A 20,490-nucleotide genomic window follows, 5' to 3' on the forward strand; every position below is an offset into this window, starting at 1 on the left:
AAACAATGCTGGCATGACAGCCGACATCCGCCTCGTGGCCACCTTCGTCGAAGTGGCCCGACGTCTCTCCTTCTCGGGTGCCGCCCGCTCGCTCGGACTGACACCGGGCTCGGTGAGCCTCAACGTTCGGCACCTTGAGGAGGTGCTCGGGGTAAGGCTGCTGACGCGGACGACGCGCCAGGTGCAGCTCACGCCCGAGGGCCAGCTCTATCTCGATCGCTGCGCGCCGGCCCTGGAGGCGCTTGCCGAGGCCGAGGGGGCGGTGCGCGACGAGCGCAACGCCCTCTCGGGACGGCTGCGGGTCACGAGCACCACCGCCTTCGGTCGGGCGCACCTGCTGCCCGTGATCTCCGACTTCATGACGGCGCATCCCGCCGTGGAGGTGGAACTCTCGCTCTCGGATCGGTTCGTCGACTTGGTGGCGGAGGGCTTCGATCTCGCTATTCGCGGCGGAGTGCTGCCGGTGAGCGACTACGTCTCCCGGCTGATCTTGCCGGTCGCGATGCTCACCTGCGCCTCCCCGGCCTACGCGGCGCGGCACGGCATGCCGGGGACGCCCGAGGACGTCGACAGGCACCGTTTGATCGGCATGCGCAGCAACCCGTCGCAGGAGGTTTTCGCCTGGGAGTTCGCCAAGGGCGGCAAGGAAGTCTTGCATAAACGGATCGAACCCACCTTCGTCGTGAACGATCCGGAGGGTGCGGCGCTGGCGGCGGCGGCCAGCATGGGCCTTGCTCAAGTCGGCTCCAACATCGTGCTGCCGAAGGTGGCGACCGGCTCGCTCGTGCTCGCGCTTGAGGAACATACGGTGCGAGCGCGCGGCCTCTATGCCGTGTACCCTTCGCGTCGTTTCGTGCCGCGGCGGCTCACCGCCTTTGTGAATGCGGCAGCGGAGGCATTCGCACAGCGCGCAGACCTCGTCTGGTCGCGATGAGATTGCAGGTCCAACGTCCTGTCAGAGCTCCGGCCAGAGTCGGCTCTACGGTGCCGTTAAGCCCAGAGCCGAAGGTCGGCTTTCAGGCTGCGCGCCAAAGACTGCTTTCCACCGATTGTGTTGAAAAACTCAGGAGGTGGTCGAAGCGGCCCCTGCGACGTAGCTCAGAGCAGAAAAACTTTCCGCCAAGCTCCTGAAGATCTGCTCGCTGGGGCAAGCGAAATTCTTTGGTGAGAAGATTGTTCCTCTCCGCGGTAGGGCGCATGCACTGAAAAGTGCCGCCATGGAGTTTTTCAACACAATCCACCCCTTGCGGACTGACCTCGACGGGGTCCGCGACGGCCTCGGTCGGACCCAGTCTCGGACAAGGTGATATGACCACGGCGGACTTGAGTGGACACATCGTGCTGATGACCGGCGCCGGGCGCGCCGCGGGGATGGGACGCATGATCACCCCACGACTCGCCGCGGCGGGCGCCGACGTCACCGTGACTAACATCGGCAAGGCTTCCGACAAGTTCAGCGTCGCGGGAGTCTGCCTCGGCAACAGACTTGGCCCTCCAACCCGACTTTGGCTGACTAAAGGGGAGCGTCTGAGGCCGTGCTCACGCTACTTCGACTCCGTCTCGACGTGGCGGGATGCCTCCTGGCGGAGAACTTCTCGGCTTGGCGGATGATGCGTAGGCGTTTTGCGCCGAACCGGTGGGCCCGCTGGTCGGTTGAGTGAATGGAAAAGCTCGCGACGCAGCCGAGGTTATGTTTGGATAACGGGCTTCGGGGTTAATCAATGGCATCGCTGTTGAGCAAGGTTAGTGGGGTAGCTGAACGTCCGCTTTTCGGCGCGACGCCTATTTCCGCTCACCACCCTGAGCTGAAGTTCGTGATGTCTGCTTCTGGTGTTGTTGTTTCCCTCGAGCTGCTGCAGCAGGAACACCCTGCGTTCAGCCTGCTCGGCTCGCGCCGCGGTGGGCTTTTTGTTGGCGATTACAACGCTCGCACATACGGGCAATTGGGCGGCGTGGTGTCAGTTGAAGCGTTCTGCGCACTTGACTTTTGCTCTTGCCGTGGCAGCTCTCGGGACTAAGGCTGACCCCATCGCGGTCCCAACCCTCGGCACGCTGCGCATGTGGGACCTATGTGCTCCCGCCTGTTCAAGCGCGGACAGCCATATGGCCCGCTACTTCTTCGACGTTCATGACGCGGCGCTTGTGCGTGACGAAGTCGGGAGCGAGTGCCTCGGCCAGGATGACATCCGCAAGGAAGCGATGCTCATGCTGCTCGCCCTGGCAAAGGACGAGATCCCAAAGGAGGGCGACCGGCAGGCGTTCATGGTGCTGGTGCGCCTTGAGGCGAATTCCACGGTCTAGACGGCAACCCTGACCTTCGCAGGCTTGTGGCTCGGCGAGGACATCCCTCCTGCAGAGGAACCAACCGACTATGGCCTCGGCTTCATCCCTCGAGGGGCGAGAGTTGGTTAATCGAGGGGCGCGTTGAGCCGCTGAAGTGAAAAAGGCTGCGCATCGAATATGCGTGACAAGTTGTGGGTTTGGTATGACACTCGGCCCGACCAGAGAGGGGCGCGAAACAGCCTCATCATGACGGGGGTGCTGCAGCGGAGTCTGTCATGTCCCGGTACTTCTTCGATGTGCTGTCTCAGAAGGGTCTGGTATGCCTCGACCATGAGGGGCTCGATTGCGCCTCGGATGAGGCCGCGCTGATCGAGGCGCGTCACGGGGCCGGCTTCGCCTCGCACAGCGCCTGCGAACGCAATCCGCAGCTGAGTCGCTACCGTTTTGCCGTGGCCGATGCAGAGCACCGGCCCCTGTTCACGGTGCCCTTTACCGAGCTGCTGCCCGACGACGATCGCCCGCCGCCCTCCGCTAGGAGACGGCCTCGCTCATCCGGACAGCAGCCGAATTCGACACGCCACGCGCAATAGGTCCGAAGAGCCGGCTGCTCGCTTGGCTGCGTTATGGTTCTCACATCAAGGTAGCACCGATGAGCGCGCAATCGAGCCGATCAGCGGACGAGTTGGGAGCCATCATCGCGGAGGCCTACGCGGAAAAGACGCGCCCTCCGCTGACCCCTGGTCTGATCGGTGAGATGCGAGAGATCATCACCGAAGCTGTCAGGGAAGCACAGGCGGCCGGCGCGTCGCAGGCGGAGTGGTGTGAGCGGATCAACCTGACGCTGGACCGCACCGAGATGTCCCTCCACTCCGCCGTAGGCCCCCGGTTGGCAGCGCTCGATGCGGATGTGGGGGTCGCGCAGATGGTTCATCGTTCCGAGGCCGGACGCCCCCTGCGCGCGTTTGGTGGTCAGTAGCTGAGTAAAGCGCGCAAGGCGGCTCGGTGCTTGAGGCTGATGAGATGGCGAGTGAGAAGACGATGCAGTCAGCGAGCAGCCCCGCCGTGCTCCCACCTGATGCCGATTGGGCAGCCGTGCGTGAGTGGCGCAAACAGACACGAGCGGCGCTGATCCAGCAGCGGACCGGGATCTCTGCCTCGGACCGTGCAGCCTGGAGCGACAACATCAGTCGTGCACTCCTGGAGGCGCTGGACTCCAGCAACGCAACGATCATCGGCGTCTATTGGCCCTTCAGGGGCGAGTACGATCCACGTGAGGTCATGGCGAACCTGCGGGATCGGGGAACGCGCCTGGCCTTGCCGGTGATCGTCGAGCGCGGGCAGCCTTTGGTCTTTCGGGAGTGGCAGCCCGGCAGCCTCATGACCCAGGGCGTATGGAATGTGCCCATGCCTGAGAGCGGTCAGGCGGTGATGCCTGACCTGCTCGTTGTTCCGTTCGTTGGCTTTGATGCGAAGGGCTACCGGCTCGGCTACGGGGGTGGCTTTTACGACCGCACCATTGCGGCCATGCCGGCAAAGCCGCGTACCATCGGGGTTGGTTTCAAGTTGGGGCGCCTGGAGACGATCTACCCCCAGCCCCATGACATCGCCCTGGAGCGCATCATCACGGAATGACGGCGAGCCCAAGTGGGTCACCGATTAGCGCCGCCTGTCCAGGCACGTAAGGCTCGCCTGCCCCTTAGTTTCGTGCGGGCCGCCAGCCTGCCGCCTCGGCTTCGTCTTCCAAGCAGATGACGCGCTCAGCCACCCGGTCGTTGACCCGGGTGCGAGCATCGTCTGGCGAGCCTGCTATCGGAGTTCCTGAAGCGCTCACGAACGCCAGCCCGGCACCGAACGGGATGTCAGGACAATCAGGCACATGACGATGACGGCAGGCTCAACCATCAGCGACGGGCCCTTGTTGGTGAAGCGGCGTTTCATGCTCTCAAGGGCCGCGCGAGCTGGATTGCCGTCTCACCGTCAGGAGGGCTGCTCCTGCGTGGTCTTCTCACCGGTTTCCACCCGCGCAATGGCGATGCCCCAGGGCGTCGACCTCGGTCCCTGATCCCGGGCATCGCGAAGGTTGTCGTGAGACGAGCTTGAACGGTCACTCCATGGCTTCAGCCATGATGACGACCGGGCAACTGCTTACCACCGCAACGAGACCTTGATGGATCGAACGCGGAACGACGGACGGGCTCTGGCTTTCGCCCTCACGATGGGTGGGGCCAAGCCCCTCATGCCGCGCAACAAACCCGGCCCGCGGGCGATCTCCGCATCGTCTTCTCCATCCCGCATGGTCCCGACGCCGGGCTGCCATCGGCTGGGCTTGTGAGCCTCGCGGTCATGTCTGCCGCGTGATGCCGGTAGGCCTATCCGAGACTGGCTGGTTGGTCGTACATGAAGTTAAGCACTGATCATCAACCTCATCACCGATTGTGTCTTGAAGCCCACGCGGTTTCGCGAGCTCTCTTATCATAAATTAAATTTTGCTCCGGGCTTATGGCCGGATGCTTCCAACGAAGCAGCTGACGGCGGTGGGGCATGACTGAGGGACCGATCAGAAAAGGAAAGTCTTTCAGCCAGCTTCTGTCCCGACAGGTCTGGCCGATGGCGGCTCTGTGCCTGCTGACCTTCGGTTGGGTCGGCGCGACCCTTATGTGGACCAGCGACAGCACGAACCGCACGGCCGCCGAACGGGAAGTCGAACAATTGGCGGCCGCGATGGAGCAGGGGCTGATCGGCATGCGCCTGCGCCTGGCTGGCGCGACAGCTCCTGGGCCGGCACTCGACTTGCTCTTGAACGATCCCGTGATCGCGAATGCCGAGCGGCCGCTGGGATTCCTGGAGTTCACGGGTCTCTTCATCTTCGCTCTTCCCCTCGGGCCGGACAATGACGAGATCCCCCTCGCGATCCGGGAGCGTGAGCCCCTGCTCGGCGCGGTCGTGGCCAAGCTACGCACCTCTCTCGCCGTGAATGACGGTGCTGGCCAAGTCAGCGTTGAGGAGCGGGCCACCCAGGGCGTATCACGCCTCATCTACGATGGTGGCGTCTATGCCATTACCGCCGTGCCGTTGCCTCCCCAAGCCGACGGGCGACGGTTGGTGGCAATTGCCTGCAAGCATTTCACCGAAGGCGACCTACGCAAAGTTGCGGAGCTGCACGGCATCAAAAATCTTAGGCTCGGCGAGTTGCCGGCCGAAGCCGGCCACATGTCGCTTCCGCTTTTCGACGGTCAGGGTCGGACTGTGGCGTACATAACTTGGCAGCCGAGCCGACCCGGCGACCTAATCCGAGCGCGGCTGCTTCCCAGCACGCTTGTTGGCAGCCTACTCGCCCTCGGCCTCGTCGTCCTGATCCTTGTCTGCATGCGCTGGGTTGCCCGCGACCTCGCACGCCACGAGGCGCAGATGCACGCCATCCTGAATCAGGATCCACTTTCAGGGCTGCCGAACCGACGGCTGTTCGGTGAACGGCTTGATAACGAGCTCGGTCGGATCGCGCAGGGCAGCGGGAGCGTCGCTGTTCTCCTGCTCGATCTAGACCGCTTCAAGGAGATCAACGACACCTTCGGGCATGGAGCCGGCGACGCCGTAATCAAGCAAGTGGCGGAGCGTATCAGTGTCTTGCTGCAGGAAGGGGATACGCTTGCTCGCCTCGGCGGCGACGAGTTCGCTATTCTTCTCTCCGCGCACCCCTCGCACAGCGATGCGGAGAACCTTGCGCGACGCATCCTGGCTGCGGTGAAGCAGCCGTTCGTTGTCAATGAAACGAACATGTCCGTCGGCATCTCGGTCGGCATCGTACTCGCGCCGATTCATGGCAGTGGGCGAGAGACGCTGATGCGGCGGGCTGACGCGTCGCTCTATAAGGCGAAGGCGAACGGCCGGAACGACTACTGCTTCTTCGAGTCAGAGATCGATCAGACCATTCAGATGCGAAAGCTCGTCGAGGATGAGCTGCGCGGGGCCATCGAAGGCGACGGCCTTGAACTGGCCTACCAGCCAATTGTCTCGGCGGACGGAAGCAAGGTCCTCGCAGTCGAAGCGCTCGTTCGCTGGCGCCATCCGGTACGCGGCCTCATCGGCCCTGGCGAGTTTATCCCGATAGCCGAGGAACGAGGCTTGATCATACCCCTTGGAGAGTCGGTGCTCAGGCGAGCCTGTACGACCGGCGCTCGCTGGAAAGACCTCACGATCGCCGTCAATCTCTCTGCGCTGCACGTTTTGCAGGCCGATTTTGTCGAGGTTGTTGCGCGCATTCTGGAAGAAGCCGGCCTCGATCCGAAGCGCCTGGAGATAGAGCTGACGGAAAGTGTTCTGGTAGAGGATCCCGTGACGGCTGAGCGAGCGATCAACCGCTTGCGCGATCTTGGCGTCCGGTTCGCCCTGGATGATTTTGGCACGGGCTATTCGAGCCTGCTGTACCTTCGTCGGTTCGCCTTCGACACGATCAAGATCGACCGCACCTTCGTCCAAGACATCGACGCATCGGAACATGCTTCGATCCTGCTCACCTCAATTGTCTCGCTGGGCCGAACGCTCGGCCGGACGGTGACAGCGGAGGGAGTTGAGACCTCCGAGCAACAGAAGCTGCTTCAACTCATGGGGTGCACACAGCTCCAAGGCTATCTTTTCTCAAAGCCAGTGTCGCCCAACGAGATCGATGGCATGCTGAGAACCGACGTTCTCAACGCGGCAGCTTAGGATCTGGGCTTAGCTGGGTGATCTGCGTAGTTCCGCCTTCAAGTCTAATCTAACCTTTATGGCAATAGCGATTTTGCCGAGTCAGGATTAGGGTGCGGAAGCGGCGGTGGGCGCGACGGCCGAGGTGTCGTTGCGACAGCGCTTGGCATCCGCTGCCGAACGCTCTCTGCGCCCATCGGTGGGTTGTAAGTGCGGAACGGCCTCCACCATAAAGTTTCAGGTCGGACGTAGGCGCTGGGCGATCGGCCAATCATCAACCGTCCTCTTTCTGACCAGAGTTTCAAGGGGGAGGGCTCAAGCCGCAACGACCGCTTCAGCACAAAAGGTCACGGGCCGCTTTCGACCGATTGTGTTGAAAAACTCGGTGGCGGCACTTTTCAGTCCATGCGCCCTACTGCAGTGAGGAACAATCTTCCCTTAAAAGGATTTCTTTTACCCCGGCGAGCAAATCGTCAGGAGCTTGGTGGAAAGTTCTTCTGCGCTGAGCTGCGTCGCAGGAGCCGCTTCGACCGCCTCCCGCGTTTTTCAACACAATCCACCCTAGTCGGACCTTCAGAGCGTCCGCTTCGAGGCAGCCTGATGAACCAGAAACCCACGACTGGGATGGATGGGTTTTTGTCCGCCCGTAAGCGGGCGGAAAACTGGTGAAGCGGACGTCGTCATTTGCCCGATGGTGCATTGACCCGAAGCTCGCCGCTTCTCGGGATCTTTAATCGGCTCGCGGCGGAACCTGCCGAAGCTGTTGGCCTGTCATCCGTCTAGGAGGGCGGCATACCTGCAGGACGCCGCGAACCCACATCAGCCAACCCGCTATGATGCGGTCATGAGCAACGTGATTCGACCAACCTTCGGCAACTGAGTGCGGGGTCGCGTTGGCTGGGGCTGCGCAAAGCACGAGAAGGCGAGGGGCTACGTGAAGTGAGCGACCCGACCGGCTGTTTGCATGGCTAAGCGTATCGTTGTTCACGTCCCTCATCGTCTCGGCATTGAGGAAGCGCGACAGCGTCTCAACGGCCGCGCTGATTGGGCTCAGCAGAAGCTGCGGAGGGAAGGCGTCCGGCTCGTAATTGCAGACTGGAAGGGCAACGATCGGCCCTTTACCGCACATGCGCTCGGACAGCACGTTGATGGGCTTGTGGCGGTCACCGAGCGCAGCCTCCGGTTCGAGATTGGGGTGCCCTGGATGCTGAGTGTGTTCTCACCCAAGATCGAGGCTGCAGCGAAGCACTATGCCGCCCGGCTGATGGCCTAAGGACGAAGGGCCTGGCGTGTGGCTGCGGAAGGCTCAGGAATGATCACTGGATCTCAAATCCGGGAGGCCCGCTGCTTGCTGGGCTGGACTGAGAAGGAGCTCGCTCGGAGGTCGAAGCTGAGCCTCGGCGCGCTAGCTCGTGCCGAGAAGAGCGAGGGCGAGCCAATGATCACGATCGTACAGCTGGACGCCTTGCTGAAAACCTTTCGAGAGGCGGGCGTCGAGTTCATGCCTGAGAACGGTGGCGGGCCGGGCGTGCAGCTCAGGAAACTCTGAACCCTGGCACGCTCCCTGCTCCCATGCCACGCCCTTCCTCACGTTGGGCGATTGACTCGACTTCAGCCCCGCCGGCAGCCGCCGCGTGGGGCTTTTTCGCGTTGTTCTGGCCGGGCCCCTGCTTCATCCACGGCGATGGAAGTTCACTGACACTTCCACATCCTTGAACCCGCCCGGCACACGCCGCGTCGGGCTTTTTGTGGCTACTCAGCCGCAGATCCGACGCTGAAGTCGCGAGTTGCCTTGGCCCTCCTCAGTCTCAGGCCCCAGCTTGCCTCAGGGTCAGCACTGGATGGATAGCTAAGCGTCAAGGACAGAAATGTCCTTTGCGGTGATCGTCGACTCACTCACTTGGCCGAGATGACTATCGCTGCGGCCCTAGATCGTACCCTGAACAAATGGGTCGGTGACAACGTCAGATGCCAATGCAGAGCGGTCAGTCCCGCCGCCTTTGCTGCCCATCGGGTATGGTAGGTGTAGGCGTTCAGGCTGATCCGGTGATCGCCACCGTGGATCTCCCACGTAAACAGCTTCGGATTCAGCGGACATGGCGTGACGACCACTGAGTGGTGTTGCTTGGGCTGACGCATGGGCGGCTACTGTCCTCGACGTCCGGCATTTGCTTGCAGCCTATCTTCGAACCAAGCTTGACCACAAGAGCAAGGCACTCTGATCCTCGGCCGCCGACGCGGTGCAAAACCGCAGATCGAGGCACCGAAGCCCTGATCGAGCATCCGTCAGGCCAGGACCTTTCGGACCTTGCGGGCGAGTTGGTCCAGCGTGAACGGCTTGGTCAGAAGCTCGATGCCGGGATCCACCACGCCGTTATGGACGATCGCGTTCGGCGTGTAGCCGGTGGCATACAGCACCCTCAGATCGGGATACTTGGCACGCGCCGCCTCGGCCAGCATCCGCCCCGTCATGCTCGGCATCACGACGTCGGTCAGAAGCAGGCCAATGCCGGGCTGCGCGTCGAGGAGCACCAGGGCCTCAGGTCCGGAGCATGCGTGCCGAACAGTGTAGCCAAGCTCCCGCAAGCTGGCGACGGTGGCGAGCCGGACGCTGTCCTCGTCCTCTACCACGAGGATGATTTCGCCGGCCGAGCCAAGCGGAATCGGTGATGCCTCAGAACGGGGGCTCGGGCTGACCGCAACATCGGCCATCATCTCCCGACGCAGATAGAGCTTGACCGACGTGCCGCGTCCGGCCTCGCTGTAGATCTTCACGTGCCCGCCAGATTGCTTCACGAAGCCGTAGACTTGGCTGAGGCCGAGGCCCGTACCCTTGCCGGTCGGCTTCGTCGTGAAGAAGGGGTCGAAGGCACGCGCCACCACCTCGGGCGGCATGCCCTCACCCGTATCGCTCACGGCGACGACGACGTACTGCCCCGGGCCGACCTCCGCGTGAGCGCGGGCGTAAGCGTCGTCGAGGTGTGCGTTCATGGTCTCGATCGTCAGCCGCCCGCCCGAAGGCATGGCATCGCGCGCGTTGACGACGAGATTGAGGATGGCGTTCTCAAGCTGACCTTGATCGACGCGAGTTCGCCAGAGACCACCACTGAGCACGCATTCGAGTGCAACCATCTCGCCGAGGGAGCGACGCAGGAGGTCTTCCATGCCGCGGATCAGTCCGTTCACATCCGTGATCTCAGACGTCAGCGGCGTCTGGCGCGAGAAGGCCAGGAGGCGTTGCGTGAGCGCTGCGCCCCGCTGCGCCCCTTCCATCGCGAGATCCAGATAGGTCCCGATACTCCCCCTGCCATCGGCGAGACGACGCCGAGCGACGTCGAGGCTGCCGATGATGATGGCGAGCATGTTGTTGAAGTCGTGCGCGATCCCTCCGGTGAGCTGGCCAACTGCCTCCATTTTCTGGGCCTGCCGCGCCTGCGTCTCAGCCGCGAGGCGCGCTTCGCTCTCGGCCTCGAGCTTCAGGTTCGCCTCGGCAAGCTCGCGCGTGCGGCACTCCACCCGCTGTTCCAGCTCGGCGTTCAGCTGAGCAAGAGCGCGGCTCGTCGCGCCGAGTTGGTCGAGTGCCTGGTTCAGCCAGCCGACCAGCAGGATGATCGTGCCGCAGACGGTCAGGAAGAAGCCGAACCCGATCCAGTCGGACGGCGTCGTCGGGAGGGCGTAGCCGAGCGGTTCGACGAGGAAGTAGCCCGCGAGAAGGGCCGAGAGCAGCGCCGCCGTTGCGCCTGCACCACGGTTCCCGATCAGAGCGGTCAGCAGAACGGCAGGAAAGAAGGTCAGGAAGGGATAGCCGACGAGCCCCTCACCGAGGCCGAGGCGGATGGCCAGCGCGAGGCAGGGGGCGAGGAGGGCGACGAGGTAGCCCAGCCAGCGACGGGCACGGACCGCTCGCGTCGCTGCCAGCATGTCCATCATCCGGTCGCCTCCCTCGCGTGACGGAGTGGTCACTTGTCTGCAAGCTGAGCCATAGCCAGACTGTCTAAATCCTTACACTTGGCAACGGCCCTCATCATCGCAGAGGCCTCAGCGGAAGAGCCGCGAGCGAAGTCCATCAGTCCTGAGGCCCACTGACCCTGCGGCCGCTCTGTCAAGCCAGGTTGACTGACCTACATGACAGCTGGCGCTAGTGGATCGAGGAGCGTCGTGAGCACAGCTGAGTTTTCTGAGCCTCTACCCGACGCGATCCGTCAGCACCTCGGCCAAGCTCTTGCTTTGGCCTATGCCGGCCTCCCTGATCTGCAGAGCACCGATCGCTTCCGCAGCTTGCTCGCGCAGCTCGAGCGCTCGCTCATCGCACACGGCGATCGTAACGAGCGCGAGTTCCGCGAGGCCTTGCTCGCGTATCTGCCGAACCTCGTACGCTACGCCATGTCGCTGACAAAGGATCGCACGCGCGCCGATGATCTCGTGCAGGAGACGCTGTTCAAGAGCTGGCGCCACCGCGGCCGTTTCGAGCCAGGCACCAACCTCGGTGCCTGGCTGACCACGATCATGCGCAACACCTTCTTCTCGAGTTTCGGCAGGGCGAAGCTGGAGGTTCAAGATCCGTATGATTTGGCTGCCGACCGCATGGCGACCCTGCCACAGCAGGGTGCGGGCCTGGATCTGCGTGACCTGCAGGCGGCCATGGACAAGCTCCCGCCCGCCATGCGCGAGGCGCTCGTGCTCGTCGCGATCAACGAGGTCAGCTACGAGAAAGCGGCGGAGATCATGGGCTGCCAGATCGGCACCGCGAAAAGCCGGGTGCACCGCGCGCGTGCGCAGTTGGCAAGTCTGCTGGAGCAGGACGCTGCTGGCTTTGAGGGTGATCGCATCATGCTCGCGGCCTGCAGCAACAGCATGGTTTGATGAGCGCTGCCGAGGCACCCGGGGAAGATCCCTCAACGGAAGAGCTGCGTTCTGGGCCTCAAGGTCAAGTCCCGGCACAGCAGAATGTCTCGGATCGTACAGTGAGGAAGCTGCGCTGAGGGCTAATCCGTTAGTGTATTGACCACCCTCATCACCGGCAGCGTCGCAATGCGCATCTTCAATCCCAAGACTGGCACGCACACCACCATCTCGGATCGAGCACCGCGCCGAGTGGAGGCGGACCGACGGGCAGAAGCTCAGGCCAGGGAAGCGCCGACCGATGTTGCCGATGGATTGCCTGATCCGGAGATAGCGAAGGGACGGACATCCGGCGTCTCGACCAACGATCGTCGTGGCTGATCGTTCGCTTCACCGACAGCCCGTCACGTGATCGCCGTCAGCGCTGGGCCGCTACTTGGACGGATCGGGCGTCGGGAAATGGTCGATGAAGCGCAGGCCTGCCCACAGATCGACGGCGTGGCCGTCCACGAGGGCCTTGGCCTTCTCACGTGCTTCGACATCATCACCAGCCAGGATCCGAACGGCTGAAACCACGGCACCCTGCTCGTCGATCAGGTTGGCGCGATACATCGGCTCATCATTATCAGGGGATCTGCTCACACCAGCCGACCCCCATGCGGCAGCCTTCCAGAACCTCATGGCCGAGCTAAATAGCGACGGTGTGGTTTTACACAAAGGCGCCGTTCGTCGCGGCGAGCGATGGTGGAGTGGGATGCGGGCGTCCTGCGCCAAGGTCACGCCTTCACCGGTCGCTCCAGCAGGATCGCCGTGCGGATTGCATTGCGCTTGGAGGCCGGCCTGGCATGGGGGTTCATGACCACGCCGAGTGCAAACGGGCTCGCAGCCACGGCATCACGCAGATCCAGCGCATAGTCTTTGCCCAGCGGGAAGGTCGTGGTGCTCGGATTGGCCATGAAGGCATCCACTGCGGCGGCCACGTCGTCCTTCGAGACCAGCTTCGCCTCGGAGAGTTCGCTGGTGGTCGGACGTGTTGTCATGGGCACTGGGCAAGCGATCCGTGAGGGCTGAGCTGCGCCTCGTCCGGAACTAGACGCCTACCGCTGCGCGCGCATGCGGCCTCGCCGCCAAGGACATCACGTCCTCGCGAACCGCTGCCAACTCAGCCGATGATGCCGGCACTAAAGTACCCGCGCGACCTGTGTGGCTGACCATTGGCCGCCGCGCGGCGCCGGGATCCCGCGCCTGTTCAGCTCATCGGCGATCCCCACAAGCAAGGTGTTCCCACGCCGCCTCATCGCGTTGATCATCACCATTAGCTGCGCTCGACGTTCGTTCACCGAGGCACTCCGCTTGGCGCGTCCGATCAGCAGGCCCGAGTCAGCGGCGTGAGCTGTGTCGTTCTCGATCCCGCTTCCAACGTCCACGTGAGAAGGCATTGCGTCTCCGCCACAAGATCGAACGGCGTGATGCTAGCGGGTCAGGCGACTGATCCAAGCAGAAAACGTCGCCGGCGACCGTTCACAGACGCGATGCCGCGCTCCGGTCTTTGCCTGCGTTAGCGGGATTGCGGTGCGGGCCCTACCCGAGCCAAGTTCCCGCGCTTGCTGGCTTCCTCAGCGGCCACAGCCTCAACGGCGGCGATGGCGTTCTCAAGCTCCGCAATCCGCTTGAGCGTGCTGTCGGCGGGCATCGTATCGTGCTCGGCAGCCTGCAGGATGAGGTCGCGTTGGCGCGCCTTCAGGCGGTTCAGGAGTGCGTCGAGCTTGTCCATGATTGCCCTGTAGCGATCGACGCCCTTTGCAAACAACGTACTCGACGCTGGCGCTCCTCGCGGCAGACCATCTCGTATTCCGTGCCTATCGTGCCCAATCTGCTCCCGAAGCTCTTCAAGCTCAACGTTCGCCGAACCCAGACAGCAGCTTCTCAATCTGGGCTAGGCCATTTTCGCGAGCTTTATCCTCGCTCCCGGCGTTTCGATCTGATCGTTGAACCAGCTTCCCGTTCTCGCGAATGGCCCATTGGTACGAGCCGCCCTCCGCTTTGGGTGGAATGATCTCCAGGGTGTAAGGATAGGTATTTGCCAAGCTCATTGGCCAGAGATGGGGCGGCCGGAGCATAAGTAAACTTCGGCTCGGGTGCGGCTCCGAAGCGGCGGCCAAGCGGCCTCGCCGCCCGATCTGGTCATGGGTTGGCGGGGTGTTTGATCAGGGGAGCACGACTGATCCGACCCGACTAACCTCGGCTTGATGCAGGCCTCACGGCCGTGCGCTTGTTTCAAGGAGCTTCAAACTCATCGCTGATAAAGCGAGCAGCGGCGCGGGTAGGCCTACACCGGCTCGGCGCATCTGCTGGGCCGCGCTGCGGCACGTGCCCAAGTCATTCTCACGGGCGGCTGCCTCGACCTGTTCGACCGCCTCCTGTGTCGGCTTGGGCGCCACAGGAGCAGGAGGAGGCACAGACGGAGCGACTGCCGCTTGAGCCTGTCCCGCCTGAGGTGCTGGCGCGGCAGGAGCAACGTTCGCTGTGGCCCCGGAGGGAGCCGCTGCGTTCTGTGTGCTGCCCTGTGGACCTGACGCACCGGGACCGGACGAAGTAATCTGCCCCGACTGGCCGGAAGTCTGCTGCGCGGTCCCTTGTGCCTGTGGCTGGAACTCGGGACTATTCGCCTTGGGCGCCTGCACCGCCGTGGCAAGCTGCGCGGGCTGAGGGTCGGCCTTCTTGGCAGTCTCAGGCTGCCGGACGAACGCGACGAGTTCCTGACACAGATTGGCTGGTTTGCCGGACCCTGACCCTGGCAGAGGTGCAGGAGGGCCGTTCTGCGCCGTGACGCTGAGCGGCATACCGACCGCAGTCACGAGCAGTATCGAACTGACGAAGCCTCTCACGATCCACCTCTCGCAGGGAACGCTGAACGGAAAAGACGCGCGCCTCTGTCGATGCCCTAACCTAACGAGGGAGAAGATAGGTCCCGCGCAAAGCTGGTGAATTAGCCGGTGGTCTTCCGATGCCGGAAGCACCTGGTGGGGCGTCTTCTATCGAAGAGTTCGCAATCAGTCAGGAATTATAGGTAACAAGGGCTGCTGCCCACGTCCCATGCTCATCAACGAGGGCCTGTGCGTCAGACTCGCTCACGGTGGCGCGAGAGGAGCCAGATGGCTCGATCTCGTAGACGTCGTAGCTCGCAGACGGACTCGTGCGTCCCACGTGACCGAAGCCTCGTGGCGCGCGGCCATGTTGGCGATCGAACAGGAAAACCGCGTCGACTGGCGAGCCCACATTCCCCGCTTGTCCAAAGCGAGCCGTATCGCCATAGACCCGACCTGTGCCTTTTTCTATTGCGATGAAGCGTGCCATGCTGAACTCCTTACCATCTGCCTATTCCATGCAGGGCATGCCCGCCGAGCCCGAGTACAATCAGACCCGCTTAGGCTTCAACGGCCAGTGCACCGTGATAAAGTAGTCGCACATCACCGACATCGTCACGATGCAAGCCTGAAGAACTTCGTGAACTTATGTAGGAAGAACAGCCCGCTCAGGATCACACCGTATAAGATGCTTTTCAAAAATCCTCGGGTCGCTAACGAGAAGCAGTCGATAGGCAAGCACTGATCGATACGTTCATAATTTATCTGCTACAACAACCTATGTTGGTGGTAAAAACCAACCTGCACCCCATGTGAGAAGCATCATCAGCGGGACCGATACAGGTGCTGATGCCTGGGAGAGCCGTGCGCTTCCGCCTGCAATGCAAGGCGACGCCACATGGCCTCGACCCCCACTCACGCCCTATCCCCGCTCCTGCGCAAGCTGGAGAGCATCGCCACCCTCACGGATGAGGAGCGGCACGCCGTCGAGAGCCTGCCGGTCAAGACGCGGATGCTCGCCCCTCGCCAGGACATCGTGCGGGACGGCGACCATACCTCGCAATGCTGCCTGATCCTCGATGGTTGGGCCTGCCGCTACAAGCTGACGGGGAAGGGGCAACGCCAGATCTTCTCCTTCCACATCGGCGGCGACATTCCGGACCTGCAGAGCCTGCTCATCCCGGTGATGGATCACAGCCTCGCCACGCTGACGTCCACGACCGTGGCCCTGATCCCGCACGCGGACATGCGCGAGCTGACCCTCCGCTTCCCCAACATCGCCGCCGCGCTCTGGCGCGACACCCTGGTCGACGGAGCGATCTTTCGCGCGTGGATCATGTGCATGGGCCAGCGCTCGGCCTTCGACCACATCGCGCACCTGTTCTGCGAGCTCTACCTGAAGCAGGAGGCGGTGGGGCTGGCCAGCGAGCATCGTTGCCCGCTGCCGTTCACCCAGCTCGACCTTGCCGACGCGACGGGGCTGTCGAACGTGCACGTCAACCGCGTGCTGCAGGAGATGCGACGCAACGGGCTGATCACGTTGCGCAGTCAGACCCTGGTCGTCGAGGCTTGGGAGAGGCTGGTCCAGACATCCGAGTTCGATGCCGCCTACCTGCACCTTCAGAAGCGCGCTGCGCCATGACCCTGCGCCTGCAGCCCGTACGCTTGGCCTCGGGCAACGACGATAGTGAAGCCCAGCTCGTGTTCGCGGGCAATGCTCTCGTTGCGGTGCTGACGCACTTGGCCGAGCATCACGACGGCGAGGCGGGCAGGTGGTTCATGGAGGCCTGGTTTGGACCTGGATACGTGTTGAACCGGCCAACCTTCGCCAGTCTCGATAAGGCGCAGGACTGGATCCTGGAGCGGCTCGCCGAAGTCTGAGGCTTTGATGTCTGCCAAAGCCACTCTGAAAAGGCTGACCAAAGTTGTTCGAGGAGTAGGCACGTGGGTGCAGCACAGGGTCAGGCAGAGGTCGTAGAGATTGACGGCGAAACGGGCGCTCCCGAATGGGGTGCCGACCATCTTCGCTCGGCAGTGACGGCCGCGGGCATCGCCCTGTGGTCGTGGAATGTAGACGACAACACCTTCGCCATGGACGAGCGCGGCTTCGATCTATGGGGCCTGACCAGAAGCCGGCAGGTCACCTTCGAGGAGATGTCGGCCCACATCCATCCCGCCGATCGGGATCGGGTCCGAGCAGCCTTTGCTGCGACCCGTGCGATCGTTGGGGACTACGAGATCGACTTCCGCATCATCACCAACGAGCAGATCCGATGGATCTCCGCCCGCGGCCAGGGTAACGACGCCGGTATCATCAGCCGGGTCGTGTTCGGCGTCTTCCTCGACGTAACCGGACGCAAGCAGGCGGAGGAAGCCAACGAGCTGCTGGCGGGCGAGATGAGCCACCGGGTCAAGAACCTTCTGGCGATCGCCTCCGGCCTGACCGAGATCACCAGCCGCTCGACGACGACGACGGACGACATGGCTCGCGAGCTAACCCAGCGCCTTACGGCTTTGGGCCGCGCCCATGACCTCGTGCGTCCGCTACCCGGTCAGGAGGGGAAGGCTGCGCTTCTCGGGGACCTGCTCACGATCCTGCTCGCGCCCTACGACGATATCGGCGCCTTCAGCGGACGGGTTCGGGTCTCAGTTCCGAGGATGGGCGTTGGCGAGGCGGCCGCCACGACCCTGGCCCTGGTGGTCCACGAGCTGGCAACGAACTCGCTCAAGTACGGGGCCTTGTCGACGCCAACGGGCACCCTCGACGTCTCCTGCTCATCGCGCGAGCGGGAGGTCGTCGTCGTCTGGACCGAGCGGGGTGGCCCTCCCGTCCTGGCGCCCACCGGGCCGGGCGGCTACGGCAGTCGCTTGGTGACACGGGCGATGTCGGCGCAGCTGGGCGGCTCCATCGACCGCAACTGGTCCGAGCAAGGCATGATCGTCACGCTGCGGATGAACAAGCGCTACCTCGCGACATAGAGCGGCCCACGGGCCTTCTTCGGGCAACCCACTCATTCCGCGTCGTTACCGCGGAAAGGAAATAAGCCATGAGTTCAACCCCTAATGTACTCATCGTGGAGGATGAGAAACTGCTGATGGATATCTTGGTGGTTGAGATCGAGGACGCAGGGTTCAACGTCCTGCAGGCACCAGACTACGAAGAGGCATTGCAGCACTTGGGGGGCGAAGCGCCAATCAACGCACTGATCACCGACATCCGCCTTCCCAGGTGGCGCAGTGGATGGGAGCTTGCCGAGAAGGCTCGCAGCATTCAGCCGGATCTGCCTGTGATCTACGTGTCAGGCTTCAGCCCAGAGCAACCACGTCAAGTCGCAGGCAGCCTCAGGTTCGCCAAGCCCTACCAGATCAGCGCATTGATCCAGGGTCTTCGCGATCTCGGGGTTGCTCCAGGTCCTGCTTACGTCTGAGTCGACTGGTGCCAATGGTAAGACAGAGCAAGTAAGTGCCCGATTTCATGACACCAAAACTGCGAATGTCTGCTTGCGAGGACGGAGCATGGCGCCTTCTGCGGCGAGGCTGTTTCGAAAGCAGAAGGTCTGCTTCGGAACTAGAAGCTTCAGTCCGCTTTCCACCCATTGGGACGTTTAAACTGTCCGCTGCGGGATCGGTGGTCACTGATATGATCAAGGGACATCGGCTCCACGGAGGATGCGATCCATCCGTGTCCTCAGCGCCTGAAGGCTCCGGTAACCGACGGCATTTGCGATCTGCCGAGCGGAGCGTCCCTCGGCCTCAAGGGTCAGTGCCCGCACGACGCGAGCTCGGGCGCGCCAGTCGCCAAAGCTCATCCCGGTCTCCTCGCGAAACCCTCGCGTGAACGTCCTTCGGCTGACACCGACATGATCTGCCCATGCATCAAGGTCAAGGTCCGCCGAAGGCTCCTCGATCAGGCGCAGGCAAGCTTTCCTCAAGCGATGATTGGTCGGAAGCGGCAGGGTGAGCGGCGCCTCGCGTGCGCGCCTGATCTCGTCCAGCAAAAGCGCGGCCAAATGTCCGCCGCGTCCAGCTACGTCGTAGAGAAGCGGCTCTTCGGCAAGCGCCGCCAGCACGGAGGCGAGAAGCGGCGAGACCTCAATGACCCGTGCATCGGATGGCAGGTCAGTGATCGCCTCCATGTCCAAATACGCGCTGCACATCGCCACGGGGCCATGCATCGCCACCAGGTGCGGCAGGCGCGGCGGTATCCAGAGCGCATGGGCTTCCGGGATGACCCATGTGCCGACATCGGCCGTCACGGTCATGAGCCCTGAGACCGCAAAGAGCAGTTGGGCACGATGGTGCTCGTGCCGCCCGGTGTCGCTGCCTGCCCTGAAAGCCTTGGGCATCACCGCCACAGGTCTGGGAACGCGCTGGTAGTCCTCGGAGGCGGTCGAGCGCATCAGGTCAGCTATCTTGGCCCGTCTGCGTCGAACTTTGGCCCGACAGCGTTCAGCGGGTCAATTAACTGGCTGGGTCACTTCTCGGGGAAGCTCGTCCATGGACGCCGACACGCTGTCGAGGCACACTGTCTGGTTCGTGAACATTGCCCACGCTCTCGATCACTTCATCCTGCTAATCTATCCGACTGCCGTCATCGCCGTCGCAGCGCAGACGAGCTTGGGCTACGGCGAACTCCTCGGACTGGCGACTGGAGCGTTCGTTGCGTTCGGCTTGTGCTCGCTGCCGATGGGCTGGCTCGCCGACCGCTTCGGCCGCCGCAACATGCTCGCGGTCTTCTTCCTCGGCTACGGCGTATCGTGCTTCGGTGTCGCGAGCGCGTCGAGTCCGACCGCCTTCGCGATATGGCTCTGCGTGCTCGGCCTCGCCTCGGCGATCTACCATCCGGTCGGTTCAGCCATGCTGGTCACCCACGCCCGGCGGCTCGGGCGTGACCTCGGCGTCAACGGCGTCTGGGGGAACCTCGGCGCGGCCTCGGCCTCGGGGGTGACCGCCCTTCTGACCGCTTGGTTCGGCTGGAAGATCGCGTTCGTCGCACCGGGGCTGTTCTGCATCGCCTGCGGGCTGGCGTTCCTCGCGCTCGTTCCAAGCGACGGCAACGCAGCGGGGGGTGAGGCTGGCAAAGCGGCGGCGATTCCTGTCTCGCAACCCCTGCCGCTCCTGATCGTCTTTGCGTGCTCGGTCGTCGCGGGCGGCCTGACTTTCAACACCGCCACGATCGCTCTGCCGAAGGTCATCGACGAAGGGTTGGGGGCGACTCTCTCTCTCACCATGATCGGATCGGTTGCCACGGCCGTGTTCGTGTTCGGTGCGATGACGCAATTGCTGATGGGCCGCCTGATTGACCGCCTCTCCCTCCCGAGCCTCTACCTCGGCTTGGCGGCGCTTCAGCCCCTCGGGCTTGCCATCGCGGCATTGTCGTCCGGCCTGCCCCTGCTCCTGGGCCTCGTCCTGACGATGGCTGCGATCTACGGGCAGGTGGTGATCAACGATGCGATGGTGGCCCGGTATGTCCCGGCCGCCTACCGTTCGAGGGCTTTTAGCGTGCGCTACTTCCTCGGGTTCACGGTGAGCGGCCTCGTCGTTCCCATGATCGCCTTTCTGCACGAGAGAGGTGGCTTCGCTCTGGTGCTCGGCATTGCTGCGGTATGCGGCGCTGTCGTTCTGGCGTCCGCCGTTGGCTTCTACGGGCTCACGTACTTCGACACGAAGCGGAAGCTTGCACCAGCCGAGTAGCCCTGAGGACGATAGTCATGAGCGGCTGCGAGCGCGGTTGGAACGTCCGCTTCGGGCAGTAAGGCCAAGGTCCGCTTCCACCCCTTGCGGACGTTCCCAGCGTCCGCAAGGGGTGGAAGCG

The 20,490-nt window shown here is 63.2% G+C and carries 23 protein-coding genes; 16 read left to right on the forward strand and 7 right to left on the reverse strand.

Going from position 1 to position 20,490, the window contains the following annotated elements:
• The first annotated feature begins 13 nt into the window (after nucleotides 1-13).
• From MFF55_RS04140 to MFF55_RS04180, 9 genes are all read left to right on the forward strand, one after another.
• Nucleotides 14-934, forward strand: coding sequence for a LysR family transcriptional regulator (locus MFF55_RS04140; protein WP_238242819.1), 921 nt, complete (start codon nucleotides 14-16; stop codon nucleotides 932-934).
• Between the two features lie 787 nt (nucleotides 935-1,721).
• Entirely contained in the window at nucleotides 1,722-2,018 is a 297-nt protein-coding gene (locus MFF55_RS04145) for a hypothetical protein (RefSeq protein ID WP_238242820.1), read from the forward strand.
• A gap of 85 nt (nucleotides 2,019-2,103) precedes the next feature.
• The gene (locus tag MFF55_RS04150) at nucleotides 2,104-2,301 is read left to right on the forward strand and encodes a DUF6894 family protein (protein WP_238242821.1); all 198 of its coding nucleotides are present in this window, start codon (nucleotides 2,104-2,106) and stop codon (nucleotides 2,299-2,301) included.
• 257 nt (nucleotides 2,302-2,558) lie between these two features.
• Nucleotides 2,559-2,873 (forward strand): DUF6894 family protein, encoded by a 315-nt coding sequence (locus MFF55_RS04155; RefSeq protein WP_238242822.1) that lies wholly within the window; start codon nucleotides 2,559-2,561, stop codon nucleotides 2,871-2,873.
• Nucleotides 2,874-2,932: 59 nt separating this feature from the next.
• A complete protein-coding gene (locus MFF55_RS04160; protein WP_238242823.1) occupies nucleotides 2,933-3,259 on the forward strand; it encodes a hypothetical protein in 327 nt (108 codons plus the stop codon).
• 44 nt (nucleotides 3,260-3,303) lie between these two features.
• Entirely contained in the window at nucleotides 3,304-3,915 is a 612-nt protein-coding gene (locus MFF55_RS04165; protein WP_238242824.1) for a 5-formyltetrahydrofolate cyclo-ligase, read from the forward strand.
• Between the two features lie 909 nt (nucleotides 3,916-4,824).
• On the forward strand, nucleotides 4,825-6,987 hold the full coding sequence (locus MFF55_RS04170) for a putative bifunctional diguanylate cyclase/phosphodiesterase (RefSeq protein WP_238242825.1): 2,163 nt from the start codon (nucleotides 4,825-4,827) through the stop codon (nucleotides 6,985-6,987).
• A gap of 943 nt (nucleotides 6,988-7,930) precedes the next feature.
• Entirely contained in the window at nucleotides 7,931-8,239 is a 309-nt protein-coding gene (locus tag MFF55_RS04175; RefSeq protein WP_238242826.1) for a polyhydroxyalkanoic acid system family protein, read from the forward strand.
• A gap of 39 nt (nucleotides 8,240-8,278) precedes the next feature.
• Entirely contained in the window at nucleotides 8,279-8,515 is a 237-nt protein-coding gene (locus MFF55_RS04180; protein WP_283206700.1) for a helix-turn-helix domain-containing protein, read from the forward strand.
• Nucleotides 8,516-9,252: 737 nt separating this feature from the next.
• Here the strand turns inward: MFF55_RS04180 and MFF55_RS04185 are convergent.
• Complete coding sequence (locus MFF55_RS04185; RefSeq protein WP_238242840.1) at nucleotides 9,253-10,893, reverse strand: ATP-binding protein; 1,641 nt, start codon at nucleotides 10,891-10,893, stop codon at nucleotides 9,253-9,255.
• Between the two features lie 231 nt (nucleotides 10,894-11,124).
• On the opposite strand from MFF55_RS04185, the gene MFF55_RS04190 reads away from it, so the two are divergent.
• Together MFF55_RS04190 and MFF55_RS04195 are read left to right on the forward strand one after the other, a co-directional pair.
• Nucleotides 11,125-11,829, forward strand: coding sequence for a sigma-70 family RNA polymerase sigma factor (locus MFF55_RS04190; protein ID WP_238242828.1), 705 nt, complete (start codon nucleotides 11,125-11,127; stop codon nucleotides 11,827-11,829).
• A 138-nt stretch (nucleotides 11,830-11,967) separates the two neighbouring features.
• Complete coding sequence (locus MFF55_RS04195; protein WP_238242829.1) at nucleotides 11,968-12,189, forward strand: hypothetical protein; 222 nt, start codon at nucleotides 11,968-11,970, stop codon at nucleotides 12,187-12,189.
• Nucleotides 12,190-12,240: 51 nt separating this feature from the next.
• Here MFF55_RS04195 and MFF55_RS04200 read toward each other — a convergent pair whose 3' ends face one another.
• The 5 genes from MFF55_RS04200 to MFF55_RS04215 all read right to left on the reverse strand — a co-directional run bounded on the left by MFF55_RS04200 (nucleotide 12,241) and on the right by MFF55_RS04215 (nucleotide 15,165).
• On the reverse strand, nucleotides 12,241-12,420 hold the full coding sequence (locus MFF55_RS04200; protein WP_238242830.1) for a hypothetical protein: 180 nt from the start codon (nucleotides 12,418-12,420) through the stop codon (nucleotides 12,241-12,243).
• 164 nt (nucleotides 12,421-12,584) lie between these two features.
• On the reverse strand, nucleotides 12,585-12,848 hold the full coding sequence (locus MFF55_RS04205; RefSeq protein ID WP_238242831.1) for a hypothetical protein: 264 nt from the start codon (nucleotides 12,846-12,848) through the stop codon (nucleotides 12,585-12,587).
• 141 nt (nucleotides 12,849-12,989) lie between these two features.
• Nucleotides 12,990-13,247: a recombinase family protein gene (locus tag MFF55_RS27080; RefSeq protein WP_373874716.1), complete on the reverse strand. Its 258-nt coding sequence runs from the start codon at nucleotides 13,245-13,247 to the stop codon at nucleotides 12,990-12,992.
• A gap of 119 nt (nucleotides 13,248-13,366) precedes the next feature.
• On the reverse strand, nucleotides 13,367-13,582 hold the full coding sequence (locus MFF55_RS04210; RefSeq protein ID WP_238242832.1) for a hypothetical protein: 216 nt from the start codon (nucleotides 13,580-13,582) through the stop codon (nucleotides 13,367-13,369).
• A 1,283-nt stretch (nucleotides 13,583-14,865) separates the two neighbouring features.
• Entirely contained in the window at nucleotides 14,866-15,165 is a 300-nt protein-coding gene (locus MFF55_RS04215; RefSeq protein ID WP_238242833.1) for a hypothetical protein, read from the reverse strand.
• 408 nt (nucleotides 15,166-15,573) lie between these two features.
• On the opposite strand from MFF55_RS04215, the gene MFF55_RS04220 reads away from it, so the two are divergent.
• The 4 genes from MFF55_RS04220 (at nucleotide 15,574) to MFF55_RS04235 (ending at nucleotide 18,103) form a co-directional block, all read left to right on the forward strand.
• On the forward strand, nucleotides 15,574-16,317 hold the full coding sequence (locus MFF55_RS04220) for a Crp/Fnr family transcriptional regulator (RefSeq protein WP_238242834.1): 744 nt from the start codon (nucleotides 15,574-15,576) through the stop codon (nucleotides 16,315-16,317).
• Nucleotides 16,314-16,556: a hypothetical protein gene (locus MFF55_RS04225; protein ID WP_238242835.1), complete on the forward strand. Its 243-nt coding sequence runs from the start codon at nucleotides 16,314-16,316 to the stop codon at nucleotides 16,554-16,556. Before MFF55_RS04220 ends, MFF55_RS04225 begins: the two co-directional genes overlap by 4 nt.
• A gap of 63 nt (nucleotides 16,557-16,619) precedes the next feature.
• Nucleotides 16,620-17,654, forward strand: a complete 1,035-nt coding sequence (locus MFF55_RS04230; protein WP_373874718.1) for a sensor histidine kinase — start codon at nucleotides 16,620-16,622, stop codon at nucleotides 17,652-17,654.
• Between the two features lie 68 nt (nucleotides 17,655-17,722).
• Nucleotides 17,723-18,103, forward strand: coding sequence for a response regulator (locus tag MFF55_RS04235; RefSeq protein ID WP_238242836.1), 381 nt, complete (start codon nucleotides 17,723-17,725; stop codon nucleotides 18,101-18,103).
• Nucleotides 18,104-18,319: 216 nt separating this feature from the next.
• Here the strand turns inward: MFF55_RS04235 and MFF55_RS04240 are convergent, their stop codons facing one another.
• Nucleotides 18,320-19,075: an AraC family transcriptional regulator gene (locus MFF55_RS04240; protein WP_238242837.1), complete on the reverse strand. Its 756-nt coding sequence runs from the start codon at nucleotides 19,073-19,075 to the stop codon at nucleotides 18,320-18,322.
• 97 nt (nucleotides 19,076-19,172) lie between these two features.
• Here MFF55_RS04240 and MFF55_RS04245 point away from each other — a divergent pair, with 97 nt between their 5' ends.
• The gene (locus tag MFF55_RS04245) at nucleotides 19,173-20,369 is read left to right on the forward strand and encodes an MFS transporter (protein WP_238242838.1); all 1,197 of its coding nucleotides are present in this window, start codon (nucleotides 19,173-19,175) and stop codon (nucleotides 20,367-20,369) included.
• Nucleotides 20,370-20,490: the final 121 nt, after the last annotated feature.

The sequence above is a fragment of the Methylobacterium iners genome (assembly GCF_022179305.1).
Taxonomy (GTDB): Bacteria; Pseudomonadota; Alphaproteobacteria; order Rhizobiales; family Beijerinckiaceae; genus Methylobacterium; species Methylobacterium iners.

Coding starts and splice junctions, on each gene's coding strand:
- MFF55_RS04155 (WP_238242822.1), top strand. CDS start 2,559: ATGTCCCGGTACTTCTTCGATGTGCTGTCTCAGAAGGGTCTGGTATGC.
- MFF55_RS04225 (WP_238242835.1), top strand. CDS start 16,314: ATGACCCTGCGCCTGCAGCCCGTACGCTTGGCCTCGGGCAACGACGAT.
- MFF55_RS04145 (WP_238242820.1), top strand. CDS start 1,722: ATGGCATCGCTGTTGAGCAAGGTTAGTGGGGTAGCTGAACGTCCGCTT.
- MFF55_RS04140 (WP_238242819.1), top strand. CDS start 14: ATGACAGCCGACATCCGCCTCGTGGCCACCTTCGTCGAAGTGGCCCGA.
- MFF55_RS04205 (WP_238242831.1), bottom strand. CDS start 12,848: ATGACAACACGTCCGACCACCAGCGAACTCTCCGAGGCGAAGCTGGTC.
- MFF55_RS04200 (WP_238242830.1), bottom strand. CDS start 12,420: ATGTATCGCGCCAACCTGATCGACGAGCAGGGTGCCGTGGTTTCAGCC.
- MFF55_RS04165 (WP_238242824.1), top strand. CDS start 3,304: ATGGCGAGTGAGAAGACGATGCAGTCAGCGAGCAGCCCCGCCGTGCTC.
- MFF55_RS04215 (WP_238242833.1), bottom strand. CDS start 15,165: ATGGCACGCTTCATCGCAATAGAAAAAGGCACAGGTCGGGTCTATGGC.
- MFF55_RS04240 (WP_238242837.1), bottom strand. CDS start 19,075: ATGCGCTCGACCGCCTCCGAGGACTACCAGCGCGTTCCCAGACCTGTG.
- MFF55_RS04170 (WP_238242825.1), top strand. CDS start 4,825: ATGACTGAGGGACCGATCAGAAAAGGAAAGTCTTTCAGCCAGCTTCTG.
- MFF55_RS04175 (WP_238242826.1), top strand. CDS start 7,931: ATGGCTAAGCGTATCGTTGTTCACGTCCCTCATCGTCTCGGCATTGAG.
- MFF55_RS04235 (WP_238242836.1), top strand. CDS start 17,723: ATGAGTTCAACCCCTAATGTACTCATCGTGGAGGATGAGAAACTGCTG.
- MFF55_RS04220 (WP_238242834.1), top strand. CDS start 15,574: ATGGCCTCGACCCCCACTCACGCCCTATCCCCGCTCCTGCGCAAGCTG.
- MFF55_RS04185 (WP_238242840.1), bottom strand. CDS start 10,893: ATGGACATGCTGGCAGCGACGCGAGCGGTCCGTGCCCGTCGCTGGCTG.
- MFF55_RS04245 (WP_238242838.1), top strand. CDS start 19,173: ATGGACGCCGACACGCTGTCGAGGCACACTGTCTGGTTCGTGAACATT.
- MFF55_RS27080 (WP_373874716.1), bottom strand. CDS start 13,247: ATGCCTTCTCACGTGGACGTTGGAAGCGGGATCGAGAACGACACAGCT.
- MFF55_RS04210 (WP_238242832.1), bottom strand. CDS start 13,582: ATGGACAAGCTCGACGCACTCCTGAACCGCCTGAAGGCGCGCCAACGC.
- MFF55_RS04150 (WP_238242821.1), top strand. CDS start 2,104: ATGGCCCGCTACTTCTTCGACGTTCATGACGCGGCGCTTGTGCGTGAC.
- MFF55_RS04180 (WP_283206700.1), top strand. CDS start 8,279: ATGATCACTGGATCTCAAATCCGGGAGGCCCGCTGCTTGCTGGGCTGG.
- MFF55_RS04160 (WP_238242823.1), top strand. CDS start 2,933: ATGAGCGCGCAATCGAGCCGATCAGCGGACGAGTTGGGAGCCATCATC.